The organism is Pedobacter boryungensis (assembly GCF_013204825.1).
In the GTDB taxonomy this organism is placed as follows: domain Bacteria; phylum Bacteroidota; class Bacteroidia; order Sphingobacteriales; family Sphingobacteriaceae; genus Pedobacter; species Pedobacter boryungensis.
The window spans coordinates 992,396-1,016,392 of sequence record NZ_JABMKV010000001.1; the positions used below are offsets into that span (position 1 = coordinate 992,396).

The following is a 23,997-nucleotide window of genomic DNA, read 5'->3' on the forward strand; positions in this document are numbered from 1 at the left end:
TTTTACCTATTTAATTCAAATCTTGTTTTAATAGATTTAGTAACAGCGTAAAAGCTGCTGTAGCAGAACGTTCTATGTTCTGTATTCTTTTGTTGCTAAAGGTGAACAATTTTGCTACTACACTATTTTTTGAGGCAATTGCAATCCATACTGTACCAACAGGTTTATCAGGCATTCCCCCATCTGGACCAGCTATACCGCTAACAGCAATAGCATAATCAGTTTTAAAATGAGTAATTGCACCTTGAGCCATTTCCTTAACTGTTTGCTCACTAACTGCACCAAACTCTGTTAAGGTTTGATGTTTTACCCCTAAAACAGATTCCTTTAAATCGTAAGAATAAGCTACAGCTCCTCCAGCAAAAACTGCAGATGAACCTGCATGCTGTGTAATTAGATGTGAAATATATCCTCCTGTACAACTTTCTGCTGTAGAAAGTGTCAAGTTATTAGCTTTCATGATATCTAATATTGCTTTTTCTAAAGCAACATCTTCTTCTGCCGCAACATAAGCTTTTGCTCTACCTATAATTTGTTGCGCATATATATTAATTTCCGTTTTTAAAGCAAGTTCATCTTTTCCTATAGTACTTAACCTCAATCTTACCTGTCCTAGTTTAGGTAAATAAGCCAACTTAATATGAGTTGGCAAACTATCTTCAATATCTTCAATTTGTTGTGCAAGAAACGATTCTCCTTGTCCAACTGTAAGTATTGTTTTATGGATGATATAGGGTAAATCGAACTTATTTTTTAATCGAGGCAAGATTTCACCCTCCATTAAATACATCATTTCAAAAGGCACACCTGGCATAGAAACAATAATTTTTCCATTCACATCAAACCACATACATGGCGCAGTACCGTTTTGATTTTGGATAACAATACATCCATCTGGCACATCAGCTTGCCTGATATTCACATCTATCATTGGCCTATTAAACTTACGAAACAATTCTTCTACATGTTCTAACGTAGCCTGATCTCTCCTTAAAGGCATATTAAAATATTTCGATAAGGTAAGTTTAGTAATATCGTCCTTTGTAGGACCTAATCCGCCAGTAATTAAAATTATATCAGCACGTTTTTGTGCTTCATCTAAGGCTTGTATAATATGTTCAGCATTATCAGAAACTGATGTAATTTGCTTTACACTTATTCCAATTTTATTTAATTCTCTACCCATCCAGGCTGAATTCGTATCTACTATTTGACCAATTAGTATTTCGTCACCTATGGTAATGATTTCCGCCAACATAATTTCAATTTTAGTACTTGGTATAATATCCTTTACGTTTACTTAGTTTAAGATCTTGAAGGATAGATGCTTTTACTTTTATATCTATCGAATAACTTTGATAGCTACCAAATGGTATCCAGTTGGCGCTTAAATCCCAACAATGTAAATCTCTATAAATTGCAAATGAAGTGTAAGAAACTGTTTTAGCTTTGAAGTCATAACCCGAATTAAATTGAATTTTCCATTTTGGAGTTAAATTAAAATCTCCATTAAAATTTAGTGTATTACTTATAGTTCTTGTTGATGCTAAACCTAAAGCATTATTATAGTTGAAACTATAAGAAAAAGCAATATTCCATGGAATGTTAAAATCCACAAAGGCATTTGGATCTCTACTTATTGCTTGCAATTGTTCAATTTGTTCTGGTGTTCTTCCAGCTTGTTGCTGATCAGTTTGATTTTGAAGTGCATCCATATTTTTATTGCGACCTTTTAATGCTTCTGGATTTAAACTATAATCAAAAGAGAAATTAAAACTAGTTAATCTTGGCAACTTACCATCTTTCCAAACGTATCTATCAACTTCTTGATATTGATATGTAATAGTTTGGTTTGGTCCAGACCCTGAAGTTATTGGCACATTTTGCACAGCATAGGGACTAAAAACTCCACTAAAATTAAAGCCTAATTTATCTGTAAATTGAGATCTTCCTCCAAAGTTTATAGGGGATAGTTTTTTAGTTGGAGATACAAAATTATAAGAGCTAGAAAAGTTTAAGCCTTGTATAATTGGGATTTTCTTTTCTCCAGTTCCGGTTGTATCTTTTGAATCGGATACTTTTAATTCGACATTGTTATCTACAGAAAATCCAATACTTGCTTGCTTACCAGCAGAGGGACCACCATATTGTGCACCTTCAAATATGGAATATTTTTGAGGGAGTCCTTGGTAATCTCTTACCAAGTTATCACCATCTAGTGGCACACTTTTACCGGGCCTCAAATCATTTGTGTAATATACTTTGTTTTTATAATAGCCATAATTATTGGTAGAAAAATCTGGTTTATAAGAGAAACTTACATTGGGTGTCATCACATGTCGTATTGCTTTAATGCTACCTAGGTTTTTAAATTTCTTTCCACCGTATAATTTGGTAGACATTCCCAAGCTTAAAGAATATTCTCCAGCACGTTTAAAGCCGTTAACCGTATCAATGGCCACACTATCAGATGAGTTTGGCCTTTTGAAATATCTATTTTGAACGGTTTGTAAATACCAACGTTCACTGTAATTCACACTACTATTAAAGTTTAAATATTTTAAAACATTAAATGGCAAACTAATTGGAATAGAATGTTGCATTCCATTTCTAAATCTCTTTAAACCATCTTTATCAAATAATAAATCTTCTCTGGTGCTTACAGTATTACTTGCCTGCATACTGTAGCCCACTGAAATTTTCTGATACCACTTTTGTTCACCTACTCTATTTTTAGAGTCGAATGGGCTTATAGTAGACATGTTCAAACTTACTTGTGGTAAGGTTAGCGAAATTGTTTTAGCTCTAGTTTCTTGACTGTGTGAAAGTGAGGTGGTTAAATTAAACAAGCCATCTCCAAACACCTTTCCATAAGCAATACTCGAACTCATCGTATTACTTGCTATCTGATTAATATCATACGTTCCGTTTGCAGCAGAAACACTGAAATAATTCCCTGTACCTGCATTTACTGAAGCGCTAAATGTTGTACCCGGTCTGGCATTTGCATTCTGGCTGTGTGTCCAGCCAATGTGAAAGTTTTTTTGCGGATCGTATTCTGGAGTTCCTTCTAACCCTTGTCGATCACTTGCATAAGCTAAATTAAAATTGCCTCCAAATTTATAGCGTTTGATATAGTTCGTCGCTAAATTTAAGTGGTACGACCCATTTGTATAAATATCTCCAGTTAATCTTGCATCCCAATAATCATTTAACGCTAAATAGTATCCTCCATTAGTTAACGAAAAACCTTTTGTATAATCTTCCCCTGGAGTAGGTAATATAATACCAGATGATTTTTTATTGGGTTTGGGAAAAAAACCAAATGGAATAGCTATAGGAAGCGGAACTCGTTCAAATTCCAAATAAACTGGCCCTGTAATAATCTGGGTTTCTGTGGCAATCCCTTTGGTAATGTGTATACCATAATGAGGTTCTGGTAAATTACAGGTACTATATGTTGTACCAGACACATTAAACTCATTATCTGGTTGCATTTTAGTTTTACCACCAGAAAAGAAACCACCTTCTTGCTCAGTAAATACGCCACTAACAGTTCCTTTACCTGTTTTTGTATTGTAAGTTAATGAATCTGCAATTGAAGAGCCTTGACTACTCATTTTAAAAATAGGTCGGCCAACATATTTCCCTTTATCAGTTTTAATACCTCTAGCAAAAATGGTATTGTCTTTTGAGTTAAATCTGATATAATCTGCATCCAATTCAAAATCCTGATAAATTACTCGTGCCCTACCATATAAATACATGATACCGTTTTTTCTATCAACACGAGTAGAATCTTTCGCAAAGTATTCAACCTTCTCATCCAGATCACTCTTTCTCATTTTAACTTTTGAGGTATCTTTTTTGGTAGAATCCGTTTGTTTACTTACCTGTTGGAAGAAAAAATTAGACGATGCTAGCGCTTTGTTACCAACAGATGTTAATAAAAGAGCGGCAATAATAAAAATGATATCGCGTAAAAGTTTCAAATTCGTGTGTGAATGTTATTTTTGCAATAATGTTTATCCCAAAACGTTCAAAATTAATGAAAAATATACCATTGGTTAGACCAAATGCAATTTTGATTATATTTATTTCTGCTTTATCTATTTTAGGTATTGATAATCAATTACTTGCGCAAGAGTACAAAATAAAAACAATTGTTATCGATGCTGGCCACGGCGGAAAAGATGGTAGCACAAGAGGATTATATTCTACAGAAAAAGATGTTGCCTTAAAAACAGCTTTGAGATTAGGCAAATTAATTCAAGATAGTTTAAAGGATGTAAAAGTAATTTTCACGAGACAGGATGATACTTTTATTCCACTTTACGAGCGAATTGCCATTGCTAATAATGCAAAAGCTGATTTATTTATTTCAATCCATTGTAATGATATGCCTGTTTATAGCTCACGTTACATCAGTGGATACACTAGAAATAAGAAGGGTAAAAAAGTTCCGATTTATAAAACCAGATATGTTAAAAGTACCTCTACTAAAGGTGTAGAAACTTTCGTTTCGGGTAGCGGAAGAGTGAATGAGCAGGATGCAGCAATTAAAAGGGAAAATGCATCTATCTTTTTAGAGGATAACTATAAAGAGAATTATGATGGTTTTAATCCAGATGATCCAGAAAGTGCCATTATTTTATCATTAATGAAAAATACTTTTAGAACTCAAAGTTTAAAGCTGGCTAAGTTAGTACAGGATGAATATATACAGGTTGGTAGAATAAATAGAGGTGTGCAAGAAAAGAGTTTGGCAGTATTAGCTCGTGCTGGAATGCCAGCTATATTAACGGAAATTGGTTTTATTAGCAATCCTGGTGAAGAAGATTATATGAACTCGGAGGCCGGACAAAAAGAGATAACCAATTGTCTGCTAAAAGCAATAGAAGCCTATAAAACAAGTGTAGAAATTTAGTTGACGTTATTTATTATAAATTTGTAAAAAATAAGTTTAGATGAGATTAAAAAGTGCCCTGTTAACCTTTGCCATCCTATTTCTTTTTTATTCAAGTAACGTTCTTGCACAGGGTTATAAAATCAAAACCATTGTAATTGATGCAGGACATGGTGGTGTTAAACCAGGAGCAGCTGGCAAATATTCATTAGAAAAGAATGTAGCATTAAAAGTTGCTTTAAAACTAGGCAAAAAATTAGAAGAGGAATTACCAGGAATAAAAATTATTCAAATTCGTAAAACTGATGTAGATGTTGATTGGTATCGAAGAGCTGAAATAGCAAATGATGCAAAAGCAGATTTATTTATTTCTATCCATTGTAATTCAATGGGTGGCAGCGATAGAACTACAAGAGGTACCGAAACTTTTGTTGGTGCTTACAGACGTATCAATGAAATGGATGCTGGTTTAAAAGAAAACGAAGATATTTTAAAGGATAAGGATTATAAAAAGAAAGGAACTTACGATCCTACAAATCCCGAAGAATTAATTATGTTATCTTTGTACAAATCACTTTACCGAGCTAAAAGCTTAGCTTTAGCAAAGATGATTCAAAAAAACTACACTAATGTGAACAAAAGGGTTAACAGAGGTGTTAAAGAACAAGGTTTATTGATATTACAACGTGCAGCCATGCCATCTGTCCTAACAGAAATTGGTTTTATTTCTAATCCAGCTGAAGAAGATTATATTAATTCTCCAGAAGGACAAGAGGAAATAGTTACTGCAATTGTTAATGCAATAAAACAATACAAAAAAGAAATTGAGATTTAACAAACACCAAACTAAGTGAAGATAAAAAACGAAACCAAAGTAGGCGTATTAGCAGCATTTGCCATTGCCTTATTAATAATTGGCTATAACTTTTTAAAAGGGAATTCTATATTTTCTAGCGAAACGGTTTTATACGCTATATATTCTCGCGTTGATGGTTTAGGCGTTTCAAAACCTGTATTAATTAATGGTTTTCAAATTGGTAGAGTTGACAAATTAACTTTACAACCTAACGGAACTATTATTGCGACCTTAAAAGTGAAGGATGAATATGAAATTCCGAAGAACACCATTGCTAGATTAGAAAGCACCGATCTTTTAGGAGGAAAGGCGATTGTTATGATTTTAGGGAATGATAGAAACTTTGCAAAAGATGGAGATACTTTAAATGCAAATGTGGTTAAAGGTTTAATGGAAACTGTTCAACCTGTTCAGAAAAAAGCAGAACTGTTGATAGCTAAAATGGATTCGATTTTAACTAGCGTAAACTCTATTCTTAATCCAAATTTCCAAAAAAATGTGGATAGAAGCTTTACTAGTATTGCTTCTACATTGGGTTCTTTGGAAGCAACTTCTAAAAAAGTGGATGCATTGGTAGGGTCAGAAAGTTCAAAACTCTCCGCTATTCTATCAAATGTTGAGGCAATTACTGCGAACTTTAAAAATAATGGAGCTAAGATTGATGCTGTTTTAACAAATTTAAATACAGTAACAGATAAAGTGGCTGCATTAAACTTTAAACAAACTATAGATAACGCCAATAAAGCAGTTGCTGATTTACAAGGAATAGTTACTGACGTTAAAAACGGAAAAGGTTCTTTAGGTCAGCTAATTAATGATAAACAGATGTATGATAATCTGACGAATGCTGCTAAAAATCTAGATAATTTAATGATTGATTTAAAGGCAAATCCTAAGCGTTACGTACATTTCTCTGTGTTTGGAGGAGGTAATAAAACAGATAAGTAATTTAACTTAATAATATAGGAGCCGCAGATATAAAATTTTATTTGCGGCTTTTTTATGAGTAAACGTTTAATTAAGTTAAATGGGTAATACCAGTCATCGTAGAGCAAACAACTTATATTTGGAATGTTATTCCTTCAATAGCCAGTTCTGTATTTTGGAAAACAGTTTTTGCTTCTTCTAAAAGCTCATTAAGTGATTTATAACGAGAAGAAAAATGACCAATTAGTAATTTCTTTGCGTTTACTATCTTAGCAACCTCTGCTGCTTGTAAAGCAGTAGTGTGATGCGTTTCATTTGCTCGTTCTAACATTTCATGTAAAAAAGTAGCTTCATGATATAATGTATCACAATTTTTAATGCTATCGAAATAACGCTCATCCATTAATGTATCTGAACAATATGCATATGATTTTGGTTGGGCAGAATCTGTAGTGTAATCTATGTTTTTTAAAACCTGTCCATTAGGTAAATCTAAATCTACTCCCCTTTTCAATAGTGGATATAATTCTAATGGAACATTATCTTTTTCAAGCTTTTCAACTAATAATTTACGCAAGCGTTTTTTCTCTGTAAACTTAAATCCTGTACAAGGAATACGATGATTTAATACAATTGTTTCTACAGTAACATCGTTATTTTGAAAAATTACAGCAGGCTGTGTTGGATCAATTACGAAGTAAACCAATTCATATTTTAATGTAGTATCAGAATGCTTAAATTGAAGCTCTAATATTTCCTGTATTGCTTTAGGGGCAAAAATGTACATTGGTTTAATCCGACCATTCAAATGCATGCTAGAAAGCAGCCCGATTAGTCCGAAATAATGATCACCATGTAAATGGCTAATAAAAATGTAATCTATTTTTGAAGCTTTAATTCCAAATTTTATCAGTTGTTGCTGAGTACCCTCACCGCAATCAATTAGATAAAATTTTTCATTACAATTTAATAATTGGGCAGTAGGATTTCTGTTGTAGACCGGGGTTGCAGAGCTGCTACCCAAAATGGTTACTTCAAATTTCATTAAAAATTATCCTTTATCTACACTACCACGTAATTCTTTCTCTATTTCTTCCATAAAGATTAAATCTGTAGCCTCATCCAATTTATTCACAAAAGTAACTGAGTGATGAAGATTAGAAATTTTTACAATATTAGCAATTGCAGCATTTACTCCAGAAACTATAAATATACCGCCAGCACTTTTGCAAAGTCTATCTCCTACTAATAAGCAGCTTAAATCTTGTGAATCATTACATTCCTTTACAGCCGATAAATCGAGTACAATATTACGATAGCCTTCAGTATTTAAGAGGATAAATTCAGATTTTAATGCTGGTGTATTGTCATTGGTAAACTTTGGTTCATCCAATTTTAAAACAACATATTTTTCGTGTTTATCTGTAGAGAATTTCATGGTCTTATCTATTTATATAAAACGAAAGTAACGAATATTATCTTGATAATAAATCATTGATCGCATTTTTGACATTTTCTTCTATTCTGTTTACAATACTTGACGAAGGATTTTTAACAAATTTTTCGCCCGTAATTTGCTCATATAATTCAATATAACGATCTGATATTGAACTCACAATCTCAGGTGTCATTTCAGGAATTACTTGACCATCTTTTCCCTGAAAATCATTTTCAATTAACCATTTACGAACAAATTCTTTAGATAATTGCTTTTGGGCTTCACCTGTTTTTTGTCGCTCTTCGTAGCCATCAGCATAAAAATATCGAGATGAATCTGGTGTATGAATTTCATCAATTAAGTAAATTGTATCTCCTACTTTACCAAACTCATATTTGGTATCCACTAAAATCAAACCACGCTCAGCAGCCATCTCTGTTCCACGTTTGTATAAAGCTCGTGTATATTCCTCAAGCTGTGTATAATCTATTAATGAAACTATGCCTTTGGCTAAAATATCTTGCTTAGAAATATCTTCATCATGCCCAACAGCAGCTTTTGTTGTAGGTGTAATAATTGGTTGAGGTAATTTATCGTTTTCTTTCAATCCTTCTGGTAAAGCAACGCCACAAACTTCTCTTTTACCTGCACTGTATTCACGCCAAGCATGGCCGGCTAAATAACCTCTAATAACCATTTCTACTTTAAATGGTTCGCAGATCCTTCCAATTGTAACCATCTCATCTGGAGTAGACAAAACCCAGTTAGGGACAATATCTTGCGTAGCAGCCAAAAATTTAGCAGCAATTTGATTTAAAACTTGTCCTTTAAAAGGAATAGCTTCTGGTAAAACTACATCAAATGCGGAAATTCTATCGGTAACTACCATAGCCATTAATTGATCATCAATGGTGTACACATCGCGTACCTTACCTTTATAGAAATTGGTTTGCTGAGGAAAATTAAAATGGGTTTCTTTGATTGCTTTCATGAGGGTATAAAAATAGAAAAAAAGTCGGAAAGACCGAAGTTAGAGGTCGGAAATACCTAGGAATTACAGCCAAATATTTTAAATAGTTGACTATAAATTATCAATGATGCTTTTAAAATCACTTGAAGATATTACTGCAATAGGCTTGCTTTTAAGCACAACTTCAATTATTTCGTTGTATTTATGTAATTGTAATCTTCCTTTAAATATTTTCGCTTCGTATTCTATTAAAAATCGCTCCAAATTCTTTATTGTTTCTTTTCGACAAGCCAATTCTGTATCAAGCTCTGAAATGATTAATCTAACTTTTTTACCTAAAGATTCAATAGATAAAATTAATTTTTCGTTTAGAATTAGCTGTTGCATTTAAATCACATTTGAGCAAACTCATTTTCCATTATTGAATATCTCCGTATGCTTTCAATATGGCTTTTACCAATTTATGTCGCACAACATCTTCTCCAGTAAGGTAAATTACATCAATTCCTTTAATATCTGTCAATATCCTTAAAGCATTATGTAGACCGGATTGTGCTTTTTTAGGCAAATCTATCTGCGTAACATCACCCGTTACTATAAACTTTGCAGTTGGACCCATACGTGTTAAAAACATTTTTAACTGTAAATCTGTAGAATTTTGAGCTTCATCTAAGATTACAAAACAATTATCTAATGTACGACCACGCATAAATGCCAATGGTGCGATTTCAATTGTTCTATTTTCTAAATATAATTTTAACTTTTCTGGCGGAATCATATCATCCAACGCATCATAAAGTGGGCGTAAATAAGGATCTACTTTTTCTTTTAAATCGCCAGGTAAAAAACCAAGACTTTCTCCTGCCTCTACAGCTGGTCGAGTTAAAATAATGCGCTTAATTTCTTTGTTCTTTAAAGCTCTAACTGCCAAAGCTACAGCTGTATATGTCTTCCCAGTTCCAGCTGGACCTATGGCAAATAATACATCATTTTTACTAATACTGTCAACCATTTTACGTTGATTAGCGGTACGAGCTTTAATCATTAAACCATGATTACCAAAAACGATTACCTCTCCAGTATTAATTGCTGCAGTTGATGTCTCATCTGTTTTTTCAGCCGTTTTTTTAGACCCTAAAATAGATTCTACATCGTTATGAGAAAGTGTTCCATACTTTTCGAGATGAGCAACTAACTGCTCGAATTTTTGTTCAAATGACTTAAGCTCAGCCTCATCGCCCAAAGCTTTTACATCATTTCCTCTCGCTACTATTTTTAATTTTGGGAAAGCACTTTTGATTAATTCATAATGCTCATTGTTGGCGCCCCAAAATTGTACTTGGTCTGTTGTTTCTAATGTTAGCTTTAGTTCGTTCAAAATATTGTATTTTTATTTAGAAGTGTATATTTTGATTTAAAAATTGAATATTTGTAGGCGATTTGCCTATACACAAGAATAAGAATAAATATTGAATTTTTAATGGCTATAATAACATTAACGACAGATTTAGGTTCAAAGGATTTTTATCAGGCTGCTTTAAAAGGCAGTATCTTGAGTATTCTGCCTACTGCCAATATTATAGATATTACTCACGAAGTTCCATCTTTCAATATTTCTTACGCTGCTTTCGTACTTAAAAACGCTTACCCTTATTTTCCCAAAAACACAGTCCATTTAATTGGTATCGATTCTGTATTTAGCGAAAACACAAAATATATCGCACTTCGTTATAAAGATCATTATTTTGTGGGTGCCGATAACGGGATTTTTTCTCTGCTATTAGATGAAGCGCCTGATGAATTGGTGGAGTTAAATATTATGCAGGATTTAAAATATTTGCACTTTCCCTTGGTAGATATTTTTGTAAAAGCAGCAATTCATTTAGCCAAAGGCGGAAAGTTAAAAGACATTGGTTTACCTACAGGAGACATTGAACAACGGATGCTTTTGCACCCTGTAATTGAGCGAGATATAATTAGAGGAAGTGTAATCTATATTGATACTTTTTGCAATGTAATTACTAATATCACGAAAGATCTTTTCACAAAAATACAACGCAATAGAGACTTCACTTTATACTTTAGAAAAAGCGAAACTATCACTCAATTAAGTTGGCATTATAACGAAGTTCCTGAAGGAGAAAAACTCTGTTTATTTGGCATTAGTAACCATTTAGAAATCGCTATAAATAAGGGTAAAGCTAGTGGGTTATTAGGCTTGCATTTAAGCGATATTGTACGGGTAGAATTTCATCCTTAATATTATCATTATCTTAAGGCTAATGCACCTCAATTAGTTTCATAAAACCATATACCAAAATTATGTTAGTTCGAGTTGTAAAAATGCACTTCACTCCTAGTTTTGTAGAAGAATTTAAAATTTTATTCAATCAAGTAAAACCATTAATTTCTGGTTTTGAAGGATGTAATGGTGTGCAATTACTGCAACATGAAAGTCAACCTGAACTATTTTTCACAATTAGTAACTGGCAATCTGCAGAGCATTTAGAGCTTTATCGTAATTCTGATTTTTTTCAGCAAACTTGGGCAAAAGTAAAACCTAATTTTGAAAGCAAAGCTGAGGCATGGAGTTTGCTTGAAAAATAAAAAAGTAAATCATGATCAAAAAAACAGCTTTCTTATTTCTAATTCTAAGCTCAATTGCTGTAAATCTATTTGCACAAGATACTTCAGCTTACGAAATACAACGATTAAAAATTAATGCTTTATTAGCCGAAAGAAGTGCGAAGTTCGGACAATATGATGAAAGCTTAAATACAAAAACAGGCATATTTGGCTTTCAAACTAAGAGAGATATCCGAAATTCAAATGAGATTTTAAGGCAAATTGCATTAAATGATAATGACATTTTTAAAGAATTAAAAATATTATTAGACTACAAAGATTTGCAGGTTGAGCAAGTTAAAACAGCTGTAAACTCAAATTCTGAAAGTATACAGAATTATAGAAGAAGCATTAAAAATTTGCAAGATCAAAATGAATCTTTAAATAATAGTATTAATAAACTAGAGAAATCCAGAAATTTAGCTTATTTATTTATACTTCTATTACTAATTGGTGGAGCGATACTGGCTTATTATTTAAACGTTAAAAACAAGCAGCTTAAAAATTATAAAAAAGCAAACTAACAATATTGAAAAAATTAGACTTTTGTTCCTTAAACTGCTTTAAATTACTTGTTAAAATAGTGCGTTAATAAACCCACCAAAAATTTAGGTTCTACCCAAGTAGATTTGGGCGGCATCACTTTATTTGCATCAGCAACTTTAATTAATTGCTCTATGGCTATAGGAGCTAAAATAAAAGCAACTACATTTATTCCATTAGCTATTTGCCTTTCTAAAATGTTTATAGGTGTTTTTTCTCCTTCAAACTTAATTCTTGCATCTTTTCTTGGGTCTTTAACATTTAGAATAGGTCCCAAAACAAAATTTTGTAAAATACTAACATCCAAAATATTAACCGGATCTTCAGTATAAGTATGTTGTTTCGCGATTAGTGTATACCAACCCGATTTTAAATACATTGCAAAATGATGCAAAGTTGTTGGTTTAATAAACTGATCTACTTTTTTTACTTCAAAATCTGCCGAAATCTTCTGGAAAAATTCTTCTTCAGTTAAACCAGCTAAATCTCTTACTAAACGATGATATGCTAAAACCTTCACTTCTTCCGTATCCATATAAACGGTGGTAAAATAGTTAAATTGAGCATTATCTTCGCTAAATACTGTTCTTTTATGCAAACCCATTTTAGCCATTGATGCAGCTCTATGATGCCCGTCTGCAATATAAACTTCTGGCATTTCTGCAAAGGCATTTACTATTTTATCTAAATCTTGTTGACGATCAATTTTCCAAATGCGATGTTGTGTTCCATCTACAAAAGTGAAATCTATATCTGCTTTTAAAGCTTTATATTTTTCCAGCAATTGCTGGATGATTTGATTTGGGTGATACGTAATTAGTACCGGATTAGCGTCCAAGCCAGTTTGTTGCAAATACTCAGCCAGTGATTTTTCTCTCGCTTCTACAGTTAATTCGTGCTTTTTAATATTTCCCTCTAAGTAATCATTGATATGTGTTAAAGTCCAAATTCCAGTTTGCACTAAACCATCATGTACAATCTGATAAATATAAATACAGGGATTTTCTTCAGCTATTAAGATTTCTTTTTCTATAAAACCTTCTAAGTTTTCCGCAACTTTTTTATAAATCAATTCTTGCCTTGAGCCACGTAAATAGGGATTATCCAATTCTGGATTAATTAAATGTAAAAAGCTAGTGGGATTTTCTGAGGCTATTAACTTGGCTTGTCCAATGCCATAATTTTCAAGCGGTCGAGTAACCACTGTATTGAGTAAAGTAGGCGCAGGTTTTAATGCACAAAACGGCTTTATTCTCGGCATAAAGATTTATAAATGGCTAGACTAAGATAGTCGGGATTAACCTGCTTTTCAAAATAATTACAAGTTAATTTCTAAACAAAAAACCTCCAGTTTTAGCTGAAGGTTTTAAAATCTATATAAGAATAGGTTATTTCTTAAAATGATCGATAATTAAATTTGCTAATTCTGTTCCTATACGTTCTTGAGCTTCATTAGTAGAAGCACCAATATGTGGAGTTAACGATATTTTAGAATGTGTTAAAATAGCTTCAATTGGTGTTGGTTCGTTATCAAAAACATCTAAACCAGCAAATGCTACTTTACCAGAATTTAAAGCTTCAATTAGTGCAGGCTCATCTATAGTTCCTCCACGAGAACAATTTACAATACCTACTCCAGATTTCATTGCAGCAAATTCTTCTGTACCTAAAATTGGTTTATCAGCAAATGGTGTGTGTAAAGTAATGAAATCACTTTGTGAAATTACTTCCGCTAAGCTCACCGTTTGTACAGGTACATCAACTTTAATCCCACCTTGGAAATCTAAAGAAATAGAGCCGTTAAAAGGATAAAGATCATATGCTAACACATTCATTCCTAAACGTAAAGCGATGGTAGCTGTTTCCCTTCCAATTCTTCCAAAACCAATTACACCTAAAGTTTTACCTTTTAATTCTATCCCTTTAGCGTAAGCCTTTTTTAAGTCATTAAATTTAGTATTTCCTTCAATTGGCATTTTACGATTAGAATCATGCAAAAAGCGAATGCCTGTAAATAAATGTGAAAAAACTAATTCAGCAACAGATAACGACGAAGCTGCTGGTGTATTTACTACAGCCACACCTTTACTTCTTGCGTAATCCACATCAATATTATCCATACCAACTCCACCTCTACCAATCAATTTGATATTTGGACAAGCATCAATTAATTCTTTTCTAAGTTTTGTAGCACTACGAACAGTTATTCCATCATAATTTAATAAGGCTTCAGCTAATTTATCTTGAGGAATTGTTTGATTATCAACCTGAAAACCAGCTTCTTCTAGTAATTTTTTCCCAATTGGGTCTATGCCATCATTGGCGAGTATCTTAATCATAATTTAGCTTTTTTGTTTTTCTTCAAAAGTTTGCATTAAATCTATTAAAGCATGAACGCTTGTAATTGGAAGTGCATTGTACATTGAAGCTCTAAATCCACCAACACTTCTATGCCCTTTTAAACCTTCGAAACCATTATCATCAGCAAATTTTGCAAATGATTTTTCTAATTCCGGATTTTCCATTACAAAACACACATTCATTCTTGAGCGATCTTCAACTGCGCAAGTTCCTTTAAAAAATGGATTTCTATCTATTTCTTTATATAGTGCTTCAGCTTTTGCCTTATTTTCCTGTTCAATTTCTGCAACACCGCCTTTAGATTTTAACCAATTTAAGTTTAACATTGCTACATAAATTGAAAATACTGGCGGAGTATTGTACATCGAGCCACCTTCTATATGCACTTTATAATCTAGCATTGAAGGAATTCCTCTACCTGTTTTTCCTAATATTTCATCTTTAACTATTACGATGGTCAATCCTGCTGGGCCAATATTTTTCTGAGCTCCTGCATAAATTAAATCATACTTAGAAACATCAATTACACGGCTCATAATATCTGATGACATATCGCATACAACCGGAACCTTTGTTACTGGTAAAGTAAACATTTCTGTTCCATAAATGGTATTATTTGAAGTGCAGTGAAAATATGCACTATCTTCTGGAATGGTATAGTCTTTAGGGATAAAGGTATAATTAGATTCTTTTGAAGAAGCCACGATATTAGCGTTGCCAAAAAACTTAACTTCTTTAATCGCTTTATTTGCCCATACTCCAGTTTCTAAATAAGCAGCTGTTTTTCCTTCTGGCAACAAATTCATTGGCACCATTGCAAATTGTAAACTTGCTCCACCTTGTAAAAATAAAACGGAGTATCCTGATGGTACATTTAAAAGTTCCTTTACCAATTTTGTCGCCTCTTCTACCACACCCTCAAACTCGGGGGTACGATGGGAAATTTCTAAAATTGATAAACCGTCTTTAAAATCTAAAACTGCTCTAGAAGCTTGTTTAAATACTTCCTGAGGTAAAATACAGGGGCCTGCACCAAAATTATGTCTCATTTTATCTAAAATTTTATGGACGTAAATCTAGTAAATCAGTCGCACTTATTGATGACTTTTGAACTTTAAAATCAATTTAAAATTGAATTGTCTACCAGTTAAGTAATTTGGAACAGCATATTGCACATTGTCTACATCTTTTAACCACAAATAAGATACTGTATTATTGATATTGAGCAAATTAAACACCTCGAAATAAGCAATAAACGAACTAAAATATTTATCTAATAATTTAGGTTTTCGCAATGCGATATCATCTAAAAAATCTTTAGAAAACCCAATATCAACTCGCTTATAGGCAGGTATTTGGAATTCATCAGAGTAATGATCACTTTGAGGAGAACCAATTGGCAACCTAGATCCGTACAGCATATTTAAATGTACTTTGTAAGTAGGACTTTTTAATAATCTATCCTGAAAGAAAACAGAAAAATTAATTCGCTGATCAGTTGGTCTTTTTAAGTAACCTGGATATATAACTATTGATGAACCAGATTTATCTTTCTTTACGTAGGAATCACCTATGATGTCTTGATCTGCTTTCATAAAAGAAAGCCTAAAATATGAAACTAAATCCTTTACAAACTCACCTCCAACACTAAAATCCATGCCGTAGGTATGTCCTTTAGCTATTTCTGATGAAAGATATTTAATTCTAACATTATCAATTACATAAGGTATTAATCTGTCTGAATATTTAAAATATGCTTCAGAGCTAAATTTTAATCGCGTACCTAGTCCATCAAATGCATAATCAAAACCTGCTGAAGTGTTATAGGATCGTTGTGCCTTTTGATTTAGATTTAAAACTCCATCGTAAGCTCTGATAGTACGATAAGTTGGTGCCTGCTGATAAATTCCTGCAGTAAAACGAATAATTTTGTTATTACTAGCTGGTCGATAGGCTAACAATAAACGTGGGCTTATTAATAATTGATTTGATAAATTATTATAACTCCCTCTAACTCCTAATTGTAGATCTGTATTTTTTGTTAAGCTATAACTGTCTTGAATAAAAGCTGTTAAATTATTTATATCAACTTTGTTAGCTATTTTAATTGATTGTTCTAAGAAAAATTTCTTGGCATCATAAGGTAAAATGTAACCAGCCGAATCGGTTAGATGATATTCATTTAATTCATCTTTAAATTTATTGAGCTCTAATCTAATACCCCAAGAAAAAACATGATTATCAAAGTTTTGATCTGCTTTAATTTCAGAACTAAACGTTTGTGAATTTAAGCTATTACGTGCATAATTTAAATAGGTTCCAATGCCCCTATTTACACGTACAGAAGCAAAACCAGCAGAACCAAATCCTGTTTCTAGCTCATCAAAAATGTATCGTCCTTCAATGTCAAATCGTTCTTTTTCCTTTGTGTTAAAATAACTGTTAATCCATTTAATTACCACATTAGGCTTTGGACTAAAAATACCAGTTACAGCTCCACCAACTGTGCGGTAGCTATCTATTTCTTGCCCGTTGTATGCAATATTTAATCTTAGTTGAGTGTCGAGCGTACCAAATTGGGTTTCTCTATCTTCAGGTACCAATTTAAATTGGCCAATATTATAATTACCCAATGCACTTAAGCTAAATTTATCTGAGAATCTGTATTGATAAAGTAGTTGCACATCTCCAAAGTTTGGACTATAATTTCCTTTATTATCTTGTTTATTTAGTACACTACTATTATTTTTATAGCGCAAACCAGTTAATAAAAAACTTTTATCTCTTACATATTTAGCACTAAAGGATGTCCCAAGAAATCCTGTCGTTAAAACAAGTTGATTACTATCTGGCTTATCATATTTAACATCTAAAACAGAAGATAATTTATCGCCATAACGGGCTTCGAAACCACCAGCAGAGAACTTGGCTCTTGACACTAAATCTCCATTAATAAAGCTTAAACCTTCCTGTTGTCCATTCCTAATCAATGTTGGCCTAGTGATCTCAACATCATTAATATAAACTAAATTTTCATCAAAATTTCCGCCTCTCACACTGTATTGTGAGCTCAATTCATTATTAGTAGATACCCCAGGTAAAGTTTTTAGAACAGATTCAAAATTTCCAGAAACTGAAGGTAAGGAAGATAAATCTGCAATATTAATGGTACTTGTATTGCTTAACTGATTTTGCTTATTAGTTACAGTAACTTGTTCTAATTCATTTATATTAGGCATTAAGATGATATTTCTGACTATACGACCTGCAGTTTTTTCATTTATTTTAATCAATATTGGTTTATAACCAAGCAAATTATATTTGACTGTAAATGATGTTGTCTTAGAATAAATAGTATAACTACCATCTGGAGCTGTCAATGTAGATTCCTGTTGACCAAGAATTGTAACTGTAACTTGCTGTAAGGGATCAAATTTCGAATCTTGTACTCCACCCGTAACTCTTACCAAAGGTTGAGCATTTACCAACGTAAATCCTAATAATAAAGCTAGAATTAACAGATAAACTTTGCGCATTCAAGGAAATTAGATTTGGGTTGAGTTGATATCAATATTTTTCATACTAGCAATCATTTCAGTTGGACTGGATGCCCCAAAAATTGCATTACCAGCTACAAAAGCATTAGCACCAGCTTTAATTAAACTTTCGATATTTGAAATACTAACACCACCATCAACTTCAATTAATAGATTTGGATTGGTTTCATTTGCCAGTTTCCTTAACTCTACAATCTTGTTTAGAGATTGAGGTATAAATTGCTGACCACCAAAACCAGGATTTACAGACATAATCAAAACCATATCTAAATCAACCAAAATATCTTTTAACAAACTCACAGAAGTATGTGGATTAAGTGCTACACTTGCTTTACATCCTGCATCTTTAATTATTTGTACAACACGATGCAAATGTGTGCAAGCTTCGTAATGTACTGTAATAATATCAGCGCCTTCTTTTGCAAATTCTTGAATGTACTTTTCAGGATTTACAATCATCAAATGTACATCTAATGGTTTTTTCGCATATTTCTTGACTGCTTTTAACACAGGAAAACCAAAAGAAATATTAGGCACAAAAACACCATCCATCACATCAACATGGAACCAATCAGCTTCACTAGTATTAATCATTTCAGTATCGCGTTGCAGATTAGCAAAATCAGCAGAAAGTATTGATGGAGCAATTATTTGTTTCATTTTAGTTGTGTTTTCGTCATGCCAAATACGAAGCGATGACGGTAATATTGGCAAGTTACAAAAGAACTAGGAGATTTTCTTGCTAGCAAATACTAAAATTTCATCAATAAAAAACCCTTCCAGTAAAAACTGAAAGGGTTTTGATATTTATCCTTCGACAAGCTCAGGATGACAATTAATTCACTATGCTTGTGGAGCTGCAGGTTTTTCAGGTCTTGGCAACAAAACTTTACGAGAAAGTTTCATTTTACCTTGTTTATCTACATCTAACAATTTAACTTCAATTTTGTCGCCTTCTTTTAAAACACCATCCATCGTTTCTAAACGCTCCCATGAAATTTCAGAGATGTGTAATAAACCATCTTTACCTGGCATAATTTCTACGAATGCACCAAATGGCATGATAGATTTTACTTTACCTTGGTAAGTAGCGCCAATTTCTGGTTTAGCAGCAATTGCATTAATGCGTGCAACAGCTGCATCAATTGCAGCTTTATTATCAGCAAAAATTTCAACGATACCTTTATTACCTACCTCTTCAATAGAAATAGATGCGCCAGTTTCACGTTGCATTTCTTGAATAATTTTACCGCCTGGACCTATTACTGCACCAATAAATTCTTTATCAATACTTAAAGAAACGATACGTGGAGCGTGTGGTTTTAAATCTTCATTAGGTTTAGCGATGGTTTTCTTCATCTCACCTAAAATATGTAAACGGCCTTCTTTAGCTTGTAATAATGCTTTAGTTAATACATCGTAAGATAAACCATTGATTTTTAAATCCATTTGACAAGCAACAATACCATTTTCAGTACCAGTTACCTTAAAGTCCATATCTCCTAAATGATCTTCATCACCTAAAATATCTGAAAGGATAGCATATTTACCAGTTTTCTCATCAGTAATTAAACCCATTGCAATACCAGAAACTGGAGATTTGATTTTAATACCTGCATCCATTAATGCCAAAGTACCAGCACAAACAGTTGCCATTGATGAAGAACCATTAGATTCCAAAATATCAGAAACGATACGAATAGTGTATGGATTTTCTGCTCCTTCTGGTAATACTTTTTTCAAAGAACGTTGAGCTAAAGCACCATGACCAATTTCTCTACGTCCAGCACCCCTATTAGGTCTAACCTCTCCAGTTGAGAAACCAGGGAAATTATAGTGTAATAAAAATTTGTTGTAACCATTAAAGAATGCGCCATCAATCATTTGCTCATCATCTTTACTACCTAAAGTAACTGATGTTAATGATTGGGTTTCACCCCGTGTAAATACTGCAGAACCATGTGCTGCAGGTAAATAACCTACTTCACTCCAAATTGGGCGAATTTCAGTTGTTTTACGACCATCTAAACGAATTCCTTCATCTAATAATAGATTCCTAATTGCGTCATACTGCACATCATGATAATAATGCTTAGCCATTGCCTTAGTTAAATCTGCTGTATCTTCGGGCATTGCCTCAAAAAACTCATTAATGATTGCAGTAAAACCAACTTTACGCTCATCTTTATTTGAACCAGATTTTGCTACTGCATAAACTTTATCGTAAGTATCAGCATAAACCTTAGCTTTTAAATCAGCATCATGATCTTCGTGGTTATATTCACGTTTTACTGTTTTCCCAGTAGCTTCAGTTAATTCAAGCTGAACAGCACATTGAACTTTAATTGCATCATGTGCAAATTTTAAAGCTTCAACCATTTCATCTTCCTGAATTTCATCACACTCCCCTTCAACCATACCTATATCGTTAGCAGAACCAGCAACCATAAATTCTAAAGTTGCACGTTCTAATTCGCTAGCTAATGGATTGATAATCAACTTTCCATCAATTTTAGCTACACGTACTTCAGATATTGGACCGTTAAAAGGAATATCAGAAACTGCTAAAGCAGCAGATGCCGCTAAACCAGCTAAACAATCTGGCATGATATCTTTATCAGCCGAGATTAATGAAATCATTACTTGTGTATCAGAGTGATAATCTGAAGGGAACATAGGACGTAAAGCTCTATCTACCAAACGAGAAATTAACACTTCATAGTCAGATAATCTTGCCTCACGACGTAAAAATCCTCCTGGAATACGGCCAGTAGCCGCATATTTTTCTTGATAATCTACCGATAATGGTAAAAAATCTGTACCTGGTTTTGCACCAACTGTAGATACTACTGTTGCTAACAACATGGTATCTCCCATTTTAACTACAACAGCACCATCAGCTTGTTTAGCCAATTTACCTGTTTCAATTTCTACAATTCTTCCATCGCCTAAATCAAACGATTTTTTTATTACATTCATATTTAATTGTTGTGACCTGTTTTTCCTCTTTCGAACAGATCGTGTTTATATATACTTCTTCTTGTATTAAACTAAAAAAAGCCACTCTAAAAGAATGGCTTTTATAACATTACACCGATTTGATGATATCTCTTAGCGATAAAGCTTTGATGATAGCACGGTAACGGTTAATATCTTTTTTGTATAGGTAAGCCAAAATACCGCGGCGTTTACCTACCAATTTTTGAAGTGACAACTGAGTAGAGAAATCTTTACGATTTTTCTTTAAGTGTTCTGTTAAGTGCGCAATACGGTATGTAAATAACGCTACTTGACCTTCTGCAGAACCAGTGTTGGTTGCTACTTCGCCGTGTTTTGCAAAAATTTCGGCTTTCTTTTCTGTACTTAAATACATTCTTGAATAATATTAAAGTTAAAATTAATTAATTGTGGCGCAAAGATAAGGTATTTTTATAGATTATCAAACCTAAAATTAAAACCTTAATGATTTGAAAATCAGGTTTAATAATTTAAGTTATAGCTTTTCTTATAGGGTATACAAAAGCTAACTTGTTATTCACATTTTAGTCGAAGTTAAAACGGAGTAAGTTCGGATACAATTGTCACAAGTCCGAACAAACTCCGAACCAACCCCGAACTAAGCCCGTCGCAACCATGAATTATTGTTTACTATTAATTACTCATCAATTTAAATGGTTGATTTAGGTTTTCTCAGTATGTTAAAAAATGCGAATCATAATTAATGCTATTATGCTACTTTTGTATCATTATGATTAACAACCAATACAGCATATTTGAAAGTGAATTAAACGTTCGTCCAGATGATATAGATATGTTTAATCATGTACATAATAGCAAATATTTAGATTATGTATTAGCTGCTCGTTACGAACAAATGGATAAATTTTACGGCATGAGCTGGGAAAAATTTTCGGAACAAGGTTTTGGTTGGGTTGTAGCTAAAGTGATCATCAACTTTAAACGTCCTTTAAAAATGGGCGATAAAATGTTAGTACGCACTGGTATTTTAGAAATGAATGAAAAAGGCAGTAATGTTCAGTTCGAAATCATCAATAAAACAACTGGCAAGGTTTCCTCTGATGGTATTTTTGAATATGTAATGATTGATTTAAAAACCCAACGTTCTTGCAAAGTAACTGATGATATGATTAAAGCATACAGTATTTAGCTAACTTTATAATCAAACAATAAGAATAAATTAATATTTGCTGCTTCATTTATTTTTATATTTTTGTTTATCAAAATCAAACGAACCATGATAGCCTCGAGGGAAAAATTTGGCTGCTAAAAGCTAAATCCACATTCTTTTATCAAATAATTGATGCTAAAAAACGGCATCTTATGGTTTATATCTTATATTTTTCAAATGTTACAATCTTCTAAGACCAAAGGTGGTCTTTCAAATTTTTTCACTGTTTTATGGCAAGCAATTATTGGCAAAGAAACAGATTATACGACAATTAGTATTCGCAAAGCGATTTTTCTTTTAGCAATTCCTATGATGCTAGAAATGATGATGGAATCTGTTTTTGCTTTAGTAGACCTTTATTTTGTTGGTCATTTACCCAATAGCAGTAATGCTATACAGACTGTTGGTTTAACGGAGTCAGTTTTAACCATCATTTATTCGTTGGCAATTGGAATGAGCATGGCAGCTACCGCTGTAGTTGCAAGAAGAATTGGCGAGAAAAATCCAGAAGCAGCAGCAAAAGCAGGTATGCAAACTATTGTGATTTCTGTATTTATAAATATAGTTATCAGCGTTGCTGGACTAATTTATGCAAAAGAACTCTTATTGCTTATGGGGGCTACAGAAACAACAGCTGTTCAAGGCACTACTTTTGTTCAAATCATGATGGGTAGCAGTATGATTATCATGCTTTTATTCTTAATAAATGGAATTTTTAGAGGTGCAGGTAATGCATCAATCGCTATGCAAAGTTTAATAATTGCTAACGTAGCCAATTGCATTTTATGTCCATTATTTATTAGAGGCTTAGGTCCAATCCCAGCTTTCGGATTAACTGGTGCTGCAATGGCAACTGCAATAGGTAGAGGATTAGGTGTTTCCTATCAAATATTTCATTTGGTAAGAGGAAACAGTGCTCTCAAAATTAAATTATCTTATTTTAAACCACATTGGGAACAAATCAAAGCAATAATTAAAATAGCCGCTCCTGCTATTTTACAGTTTGTTATTGCTTCTTGTAGCTGGATATTTTTAGCAGAATTAGTTGCTACAACCGGAGGAGATCATGGATCTGCCGGTTATCAAACTGCTTTACGCTTAATGATGTTTTTTATGCTGCCAGCATGGGGATTAAGTAATGCTGCTGCAACATTAGTTGGACAAAATATGGGTGCTGGACATATGGGTAGAGCGCAACAATCTGTATTTGTAACTATGAAATATGCTGTAATATTTATGGCATGTGTTACCGTTTTGTTTTTAACCTGTGGTAAATATTTCGCAGCGTTTTTTACGACAGATAATCAGGTAAAGCTTGTTGCCGTAGAAGCCTTGAGGATTTTAAGTTATGGCTTTGTACTATATGGCATTGGAATGGTGTTGATAAGCGCATTTAATGGTGCTGGAGATACATGGACACCAACGAAAATTAATGTTATTGCATTTTGGTTATTCCAAATTCCATTTGCATTCTATCTAGCTAAATATTTAAATATGGGGCCAACTGGTGTTTTTATTGCTATTCCAGTAGCCGAAGTTGGAATTACAATTGCAGCATTTATTTTATTTAGAAAAGGTAAATGGCAAAAAACCATGGTTTAAAATAAAGCCCGAAAGTCAATAAA

At 32.9% G+C, this 23,997-nt stretch carries 22 protein-coding genes; 8 read left to right on the plus strand and 14 right to left on the minus strand.

Translation table 11 applies throughout. The features are described 5' to 3' along the window. Positions 1 to 10 precede the first annotated feature (10 nt). Together HQN85_RS04310 and HQN85_RS04315 are read right to left on the minus strand one after the other, a co-directional pair. Complete coding sequence (locus HQN85_RS04310) at positions 11 to 1,258, minus strand: competence/damage-inducible protein A (protein WP_173269149.1); 1,248 nt, start codon at positions 1,256 to 1,258, stop codon at positions 11 to 13. A gap of 10 nt (positions 1,259 to 1,268) precedes the next feature. Further along, positions 1,269 to 3,992 (minus strand): putative LPS assembly protein LptD, encoded by a 2,724-nt coding sequence (locus tag HQN85_RS04315; protein ID WP_173269151.1) that lies wholly within the window; start codon positions 3,990 to 3,992, stop codon positions 1,269 to 1,271. 56 nt (positions 3,993 to 4,048) lie between these two features. Here HQN85_RS04315 and HQN85_RS04320 point away from each other — a divergent pair, with 56 nt between their 5' ends. From HQN85_RS04320 to HQN85_RS04330, 3 genes are read left to right on the plus strand one after another with little or no spacing between them, the layout of a single operon-like run. Continuing rightward, positions 4,049 to 4,927 (plus strand): N-acetylmuramoyl-L-alanine amidase family protein, encoded by an 879-nt coding sequence (locus tag HQN85_RS04320; protein WP_246249605.1) that lies wholly within the window; start codon positions 4,049 to 4,051, stop codon positions 4,925 to 4,927. 40 nt (positions 4,928 to 4,967) lie between these two features. Then, positions 4,968 to 5,741 carry an N-acetylmuramoyl-L-alanine amidase family protein gene (locus HQN85_RS04325; protein WP_173269155.1) on the plus strand — a complete coding sequence of 258 codons (774 nt, stop codon included), beginning with the start codon at positions 4,968 to 4,970 and terminating at the stop codon, positions 5,739 to 5,741. 15 nt (positions 5,742 to 5,756) lie between these two features. Next, positions 5,757 to 6,710: an MlaD family protein gene (locus tag HQN85_RS04330; RefSeq protein ID WP_173269157.1), complete on the plus strand. Its 954-nt coding sequence runs from the start codon at positions 5,757 to 5,759 to the stop codon at positions 6,708 to 6,710. A gap of 112 nt (positions 6,711 to 6,822) precedes the next feature. Here the strand turns inward: HQN85_RS04330 and HQN85_RS04335 are convergent, their stop codons facing one another. The 5 genes from HQN85_RS04335 to HQN85_RS04355 form a co-directional block, all read right to left on the minus strand. Further along, positions 6,823 to 7,734 carry a ribonuclease Z gene (locus HQN85_RS04335; RefSeq protein ID WP_173269158.1) on the minus strand — a complete coding sequence of 304 codons (912 nt, stop codon included), beginning with the start codon at positions 7,732 to 7,734 and terminating at the stop codon, positions 6,823 to 6,825. Positions 7,735 to 7,740: 6 nt separating this feature from the next. Next, complete coding sequence (locus HQN85_RS04340; protein WP_173269160.1) at positions 7,741 to 8,127, minus strand: STAS domain-containing protein; 387 nt, start codon at positions 8,125 to 8,127, stop codon at positions 7,741 to 7,743. A gap of 37 nt (positions 8,128 to 8,164) precedes the next feature. After that, positions 8,165 to 9,118, minus strand: a complete 954-nt coding sequence (locus HQN85_RS04345) for a phosphoribosylaminoimidazolesuccinocarboxamide synthase (RefSeq protein WP_173269162.1) — start codon at positions 9,116 to 9,118, stop codon at positions 8,165 to 8,167. A gap of 90 nt (positions 9,119 to 9,208) precedes the next feature. Continuing rightward, positions 9,209 to 9,484, minus strand: coding sequence for a hypothetical protein (locus HQN85_RS04350; protein ID WP_173269164.1), 276 nt, complete (start codon positions 9,482 to 9,484; stop codon positions 9,209 to 9,211). Between the two features lie 31 nt (positions 9,485 to 9,515). Further along, the gene (locus tag HQN85_RS04355; protein ID WP_173269166.1) at positions 9,516 to 10,475 is read right to left on the minus strand and encodes a PhoH family protein; all 960 of its coding nucleotides are present in this window, start codon (positions 10,473 to 10,475) and stop codon (positions 9,516 to 9,518) included. 102 nt (positions 10,476 to 10,577) lie between these two features. On the opposite strand from HQN85_RS04355, the gene HQN85_RS04360 reads away from it, so the two are divergent. From HQN85_RS04360 to HQN85_RS04370, 3 genes are all read left to right on the plus strand, one after another. Then, complete coding sequence (locus HQN85_RS04360) at positions 10,578 to 11,357, plus strand: SAM hydrolase/SAM-dependent halogenase family protein (RefSeq protein ID WP_173269168.1); 780 nt, start codon at positions 10,578 to 10,580, stop codon at positions 11,355 to 11,357. Positions 11,358 to 11,419: 62 nt separating this feature from the next. After that, positions 11,420 to 11,704, plus strand: a complete 285-nt coding sequence (locus HQN85_RS04365; protein ID WP_173269170.1) for a putative quinol monooxygenase — start codon at positions 11,420 to 11,422, stop codon at positions 11,702 to 11,704. Between the two features lie 11 nt (positions 11,705 to 11,715). Next, entirely contained in the window at positions 11,716 to 12,246 is a 531-nt protein-coding gene (locus HQN85_RS04370; protein WP_173269172.1) for a hypothetical protein, read from the plus strand. A gap of 44 nt (positions 12,247 to 12,290) precedes the next feature. On the opposite strand, the gene HQN85_RS04375 is transcribed toward HQN85_RS04370, so the two are convergent. From HQN85_RS04375 to rpsO, 7 genes are all read right to left on the minus strand, one after another. Continuing rightward, positions 12,291 to 13,526 (minus strand): DUF1015 domain-containing protein, encoded by a 1,236-nt coding sequence (locus HQN85_RS04375; RefSeq protein WP_173269174.1) that lies wholly within the window; start codon positions 13,524 to 13,526, stop codon positions 12,291 to 12,293. A 127-nt stretch (positions 13,527 to 13,653) separates the two neighbouring features. Next, entirely contained in the window at positions 13,654 to 14,604 is a 951-nt protein-coding gene (locus HQN85_RS04380) for a D-2-hydroxyacid dehydrogenase (RefSeq protein WP_173269176.1), read from the minus strand. Between the two features lie 3 nt (positions 14,605 to 14,607). Continuing rightward, positions 14,608 to 15,675, minus strand: coding sequence for a 3-phosphoserine/phosphohydroxythreonine transaminase (gene serC / locus HQN85_RS04385; protein WP_173269178.1), 1,068 nt, complete (start codon positions 15,673 to 15,675; stop codon positions 14,608 to 14,610). Positions 15,676 to 15,720: 45 nt separating this feature from the next. Continuing rightward, positions 15,721 to 18,162 (minus strand): TonB-dependent receptor, encoded by a 2,442-nt coding sequence (locus tag HQN85_RS04390; protein WP_173269180.1) that lies wholly within the window; start codon positions 18,160 to 18,162, stop codon positions 15,721 to 15,723. Between the two features lie 9 nt (positions 18,163 to 18,171). Continuing rightward, positions 18,172 to 18,843: a ribulose-phosphate 3-epimerase gene (gene rpe / locus HQN85_RS04395; RefSeq protein ID WP_173269182.1), complete on the minus strand. Its 672-nt coding sequence runs from the start codon at positions 18,841 to 18,843 to the stop codon at positions 18,172 to 18,174. 183 nt (positions 18,844 to 19,026) lie between these two features. After that, the gene (pnp, locus tag HQN85_RS04400) at positions 19,027 to 21,162 is read right to left on the minus strand and encodes a polyribonucleotide nucleotidyltransferase (RefSeq protein ID WP_173269184.1); all 2,136 of its coding nucleotides are present in this window, start codon (positions 21,160 to 21,162) and stop codon (positions 19,027 to 19,029) included. A 109-nt stretch (positions 21,163 to 21,271) separates the two neighbouring features. Then, positions 21,272 to 21,556, minus strand: a complete 285-nt coding sequence (rpsO, locus tag HQN85_RS04405; protein ID WP_173269186.1) for a 30S ribosomal protein S15 — start codon at positions 21,554 to 21,556, stop codon at positions 21,272 to 21,274. Positions 21,557 to 21,931: 375 nt separating this feature from the next. Here rpsO and HQN85_RS04410 point away from each other — a divergent pair, with 375 nt between their 5' ends. Both HQN85_RS04410 and HQN85_RS04415 read left to right on the plus strand, forming a co-directional pair. Beyond that, positions 21,932 to 22,351 carry an acyl-CoA thioesterase gene (locus HQN85_RS04410; RefSeq protein ID WP_173269188.1) on the plus strand — a complete coding sequence of 140 codons (420 nt, stop codon included), beginning with the start codon at positions 21,932 to 21,934 and terminating at the stop codon, positions 22,349 to 22,351. A gap of 198 nt (positions 22,352 to 22,549) precedes the next feature. Then, a complete protein-coding gene (locus HQN85_RS04415; RefSeq protein WP_173269190.1) occupies positions 22,550 to 23,974 on the plus strand; it encodes an MATE family efflux transporter in 1,425 nt (474 codons plus the stop codon). Positions 23,975 to 23,997: the final 23 nt, after the last annotated feature.